This is a genomic window from Nocardia yamanashiensis NBRC 100130, assembly GCF_001613325.1.
Lineage (GTDB): Bacteria > Actinomycetota > Actinomycetes > Mycobacteriales > Mycobacteriaceae > Nocardia > Nocardia yamanashiensis.
Map to the genome: position 1 here is coordinate 1 of NZ_BDCD01000070.1, position 5,211 is coordinate 5,211.

Genomic DNA, 5,211 nt, shown 5'->3' on the forward strand with positions numbered 1-5,211 from the left:
GACCAATGCCCACGTCATCCTCGAAGAACCGTCACAGGAAGTCGAAGCCATTGCGGCACAGCGGGACCCGGCAGCTCCAGCGCCCGTCCTGCCGTGGGTGCTGTCGGCCAAGAGTGCGGCGGCCATCACCGCGCAAGCCGCGCGGCTACGCGAATTCGTGACCGGCGCTGAGATATCGGCCGCGGACGTGGCCGCATCACTCGCCCGGCGCAGCGCGTTCCCCTATCGGGCGGTGGTACTCGGAACGGATCTCGAAGAACTGACCGCCGGACTGGACTGCGTCGCGTCGGCTTCGCCGGCCCGGGGAACCGGTCGCACCGCCCTGGTCTTTCCCGGACAGGGCTCGCAATGGATCGGCATGGGCCGGGAACTGCTGCGGAGCTCGCCGGTTTTCGCCGACCACCTGCGGTCGGTCGGCGACGCACTCTCGACGCACGTGGAATGGTCACTGCTGGAAGTGATCTCGGGAAGCTCGGCGGAGCCGGACCTGGAGCGGGTCGATGTGGTCCAGCCGCTGTTGTTCGCGGTGATGACCTCCTTGGCGCGGTGGTGGGAATCGATCGGCATCCGCCCCGACCTGGTGATCGGCCACTCGCAGGGTGAGATCGCGGCGGCGTATGTGGCGGGCGCGCTCTCATTGGACGATGCCGTACGGGTGGTCGTGGGCCGCAGCCGCGCGATCGCGGCCATCACCGGATCCGGGGCGATGGTCTCGGTGGCGGTACCGGCCGGGCGAGCCCGGGAACTGATCGACGGCTGGGGCCCCGCGCTGAGCATCGCCGCGGTGAACGGTCCCGGCACGACGGTGATCTCCGGCGACGCGCAGGCCTGTGCCGAACTGGTCGCCCGGTGTGAGCGCGACGGCGTGTGGGCGCGACGGATACCGGTGGACTACGCCTCGCACTCCGAACAGGTGGAACGCGTGCGGGACTCGGTCCTCGACGCGCTGTCCGGCATCAGTCCGCGCACCGTCGCTCCCGGCGGTCCGGTGTTCGTATCGACCGTCACCGGCCGACCGCTCGACACCGCGGAATTGACCGCCGACTACTGGTACACGAACCTGCGCGAAACGGTCGAGTTCGAACGAGCCGTGGCGTCGGCGTACGAACTCGGCGGCCGGCTGTTCGTGGAATCGAGTCCGCACCCGGTACTGACCGGCAGCACCCAGGACATCACCGGCGCGCTGCTCGAAAACAGCAGTGATATTGCGGAACTCGCGTCCGCCCGCACGGACGACCGGGTGACGGTGGTGGAGTCGCTGCGCCGCGACGACGGCGGCGAGCGGCGGTTGCTCACCGCCGCGGCCGAGGTCTTCGCGGCAGGAGGCGCTGTCGACTGGCCGGGAATCACCGCCGCCGCGGGTGGCCGGTGGAAAGCCCTGCCCCCGTACGCCTTTCAGCATCGGCACTTCTGGCAAGCGCCCGCGTCCGCCGATGTGGCCGGTTTCGGCTTGCGCGCGGCCGGCCATCCGCTACTCGGCGTCGCGGTGGAGCCCGCGGAGGCGGGCGAGCTGGTGCTCGTCGGCCGGCTGTCGCTGAGCGCCCTGCCGTGGCTGGCCGACCACGCGGTGTTCGGGCGCGTACTGTTCCCCGGCACCGGATTCGTGGATCTGGTCCAGCGGGCCGCCGATCAGGTGGACTGCGACCTGATCCGGGAACTCATCCTGCGCGACCCGCTGACCCTGCCGTCCGAAGGTGCGATTCAGCTGCAGGTGATCGTCGGTCGCGAGACGGATTCGGCGGCCGGGCGCGACCGCCGGGTGTCGGTCTACTCCCGGCCGGACGACGATGCCACCACCGAGTGGATGCTGCACGCCGAGGCCGCCGTCGCGATCTCCGGTCACGACCGATCCGGTGCATCCGGGCAGGAACCGCCCGCCTGGCCGCCGACGGGAGCGACGGCGGTGGACCTCGGCGAGGTCTACCCGGACCTGAACACGCGCGGATACGAATACGGTCCGGCGTTCCAGGGCTTGACCGAAGTCTGGCGTACCGCCGACGCGATATTCGCCGAGGCGACATTGCCCGGCGTGGATGGCTCGGGGTTCGCGCTGCATCCCGCCCTCCTCGATGCCGTACTGCACGCCCTGATCGTCGACGCCGATCCCGATCGAGTGCTGCTGCCCTTCACCTGGTCCGGAGTGCGGTTGCACGCCGTCGGGGCGACCCGGATCCGGGCGTGCTTGCGCCCGGTGGGCGAGAACAGTGTGTCGATCGAGGTGTTCGACACCGCCGGTCAGCTGGTCCTGACGGCGGAAAGCTTGATGACGCGACCGATTTCGGCCGGCCAGCCGGGATCGGCCTCGAATGCAGTGGCGTCGGACGGTCTGTATCGAGTGCGATGGAATCCGATCGCCCCCGGGACCGCGGTCGTACCCGCCGGAACCCTCCGATCGATGGCGCTGATGGGCACGGAGGAGAACTCCTGGGCCGAGCTGTCCGATGAGATCCCCGACGTCGTTCTGCTGCGCTGCATCTCACCGGCCGGCTCGGCGAATCCGGTCGAGGTCACGCACGCGGTCCTGCCACGGGTATTGCGGCTGCTGCAGACCTGGCTCGCCGACGAGCGCTTCACGTCCTCCCGCTTGGTTGTGCTGACGAAAGCCGCGGTCGATACCGACGACCGAGCGGTGGAGGATCTCGCCGCCGCCGCCGTATGGGGATTGGTGGCTTCCGCGCAGTCGGAGAATCCTGGCCGGATCGTCCTCTTGGACAGCGATATCGACCTCAGCGACGCCGATGTGGCGGGATTGCTGAACCAGGTCGCGCCCGGCGAATCCCAATTGGCCCGGCGCGCCGGTGAACTGTTGCGGCCACGGCTCGTGCCCGTCGAACGAGGCTCCGCCGAACCGCGATCCGGCGAGCTGCCGGCGGTCACCGACGGCGCCGTTTTGATCTCCGGCGGCACCGGCGGTCTCGGTGCGCTGATGGCGCGGCACCTGATTCTCGCCCACGGGCTGCGGGACGTGGTGTTGACCGGTCGTCGCGGTGCGGACGCGCCCGGCGTGGAAGCCGTGGTGGCGGAACTGCGTGGCCTGGGCGCCAGGGTGCGGGTCCGAGCCTGCGACGTCGCCGATCCGAACGCGGTGCGGGAACTGGTATCCGAACTCACCGCCGACGGTCCGCTCACCGGCGTGGTGCACGCGGCCGGGGTACTCGACGACGGTGTGCTGCCGGCGCTGTCCGACGAACGACTTCGCACCGTTCTGCTTCCGAAAGCCGACGGCGGCTGGAATCTGCACGAAGCCACGGCCGAGCTGGAGCTGTCGCTGTTCGCGGTGTTCTCGTCGATCGCGGGGGTACTGGGGAGCGCGGGCCAAGCGAATTACGCTGCGGGCAACCGCTTTCTGGACGGCTTGATCTCCTACCGGCGGGCGCGCGGATTGCCTGGCGTCTCGCTGGCGTGGGGACTCTGGGACCGGACCACCGGTATGACCGGGCATCTGGACAGCGGCGCGGTCATGCGGATGAATCGGGACGGACTGACGGCGATGTCGACCGCGCAGGGGTTGGCGCTGTGGGACGCGTCGCTGGCGAGCGGCCGGGCGCTGCTGGTGCCCGCTCGCATCGATCGTGCGGTACTGCGGTCACTGGCCGACGCCGAGCAGTTGAGCCCACTGCTGTCAGCCCTGGTGCGCGACGGCCGGCGGACGGCCGCAGGTACGCCGGGCCCGGGCGCGACGGGACTGCGTGAACAGCTGGCCCGGGTCGCCGCCGAACACCGCTATCCGCTTGTGCTCGAGCTGATTCGGACGCAGGCGGCGGCGGTGCTCGGGCACGAGACGGCGGCGGCCGTCGATCCGGACCGGGCGTTCAAGGATCTGGGCTTCGACTCGCTGTCGGCTCTGCAGTTCCGCAATGCGCTCTCCGTCGCGACCGGTCTGCGATTGCGATCCAGTCTGATCTTCGATTACCCCGCGGCCGCGGAGCTGGCGCGCTACCTGCTACGGGAATGCGGCGAGGGCGAGCCGCCGGCGGCGGCGGCGAGCACTGCGGTGAGCACCGACGAGCCGCTGGTGATCGTGGGTATGGCCTGCAGGTATCCGGGTGGGGTGGATTCGCCCGCTGGACTCTGGTCGATGGTCGATCGAGGTCTCGATGTCATCGGTGATTTCCCGGCGGATCGCGGGTGGGATGTCGCCGGGTTGTACGACCCGAGACCGGGGCAGCCCGGGAAGTCGTATACGTGTTCGGGCGGTTTCCTCAGCGGGGCCGGTGACTTCGATCCGGACTTCTTCGGCATCAGTCCCAAGGAAGCACTGGCGATGGATCCGCAGCAGCGATTGCTGCTGGAGGCTTCGTGGGAGGCGCTGGAAGACGCCGGGATCGATCCGCACGCCTTGAAAGGCAGTGCCACCGGCGTCTACGCGGGCCTGATGTATCACGACTACCCCGATGCCGACGGCGTCGGCGCCATCGCCTCGGGGCGGATCTCCTATGTACTGGGGCTCGAAGGACCCGCGGTGACGGTGGACACGGCGTGTTCTTCCTCGCTGGTGGCCCTGCATCTGGCCGGGCAGGCAGTGCGGTCGGGCGAATGCGATCTCGCGCTGGTCGGGGGTGTGACAGTCATGGCCACACCGGAAGTGTTCGTGGAATTCTCACGGCAGCAGGGGCTTTCATCCGACGGACGCTGTCGTTCGTTCTCCGATGGGGCCGAGGGTACCGGCTGGGCCGAGGGCGTCGGTGTACTCGTCGTCGAAAGACTCTCCCGGGCAAGAGAATTGGGTCACCGAGTGCTGGCCGTCGTAGCGGGTTCGGCGGTGAATCAGGACGGTGCGTCCAATGGTTTGACCGCTCCGAACGGCCCCGCGCAGCAGCGGGTGATCCGGCAAGCGCTGGCCAACGCCGGTTTGGGCGTCGGCGACGTGGACGTGGTGGAAGCCCACGGAACGGCCACCATGCTCGGTGATCCCATCGAAGCGCAGGCGTTGCTGGAGACCTATGGTCAGCGTGGGGAGAGTGATCCGTTGTGGCTGGGTTCGATCAAGTCGAATATGGGTCATGCGCAGGCTGCTGCGGGTGTGGCGGGTGTGATCAAGATGGTGCAGGCGATGCGTTTCGGGCGGATGCCTGCGACGTTGCATGTGAGTGAGCCGTCGCCGCATGTGGATTGGTCTGCGGGGCGGGTGGAGTTGTTGACCGAGGCGAGGGAGTGGCCGCGTGGTGGTCGTCCGCGGCGGGCGGCGGTGTCGTCGTTCGGTATTTCGGG

1 protein-coding gene is annotated in these 5,211 nt (G+C 69.0%); it reads left to right on the forward strand.

The genetic code is table 11. The features are described from left to right. The coding region (locus tag NY1_RS41600; protein ID WP_157762852.1) for a type I polyketide synthase at positions 1-5,211 on the forward strand (5,211 nt) is incomplete at both ends.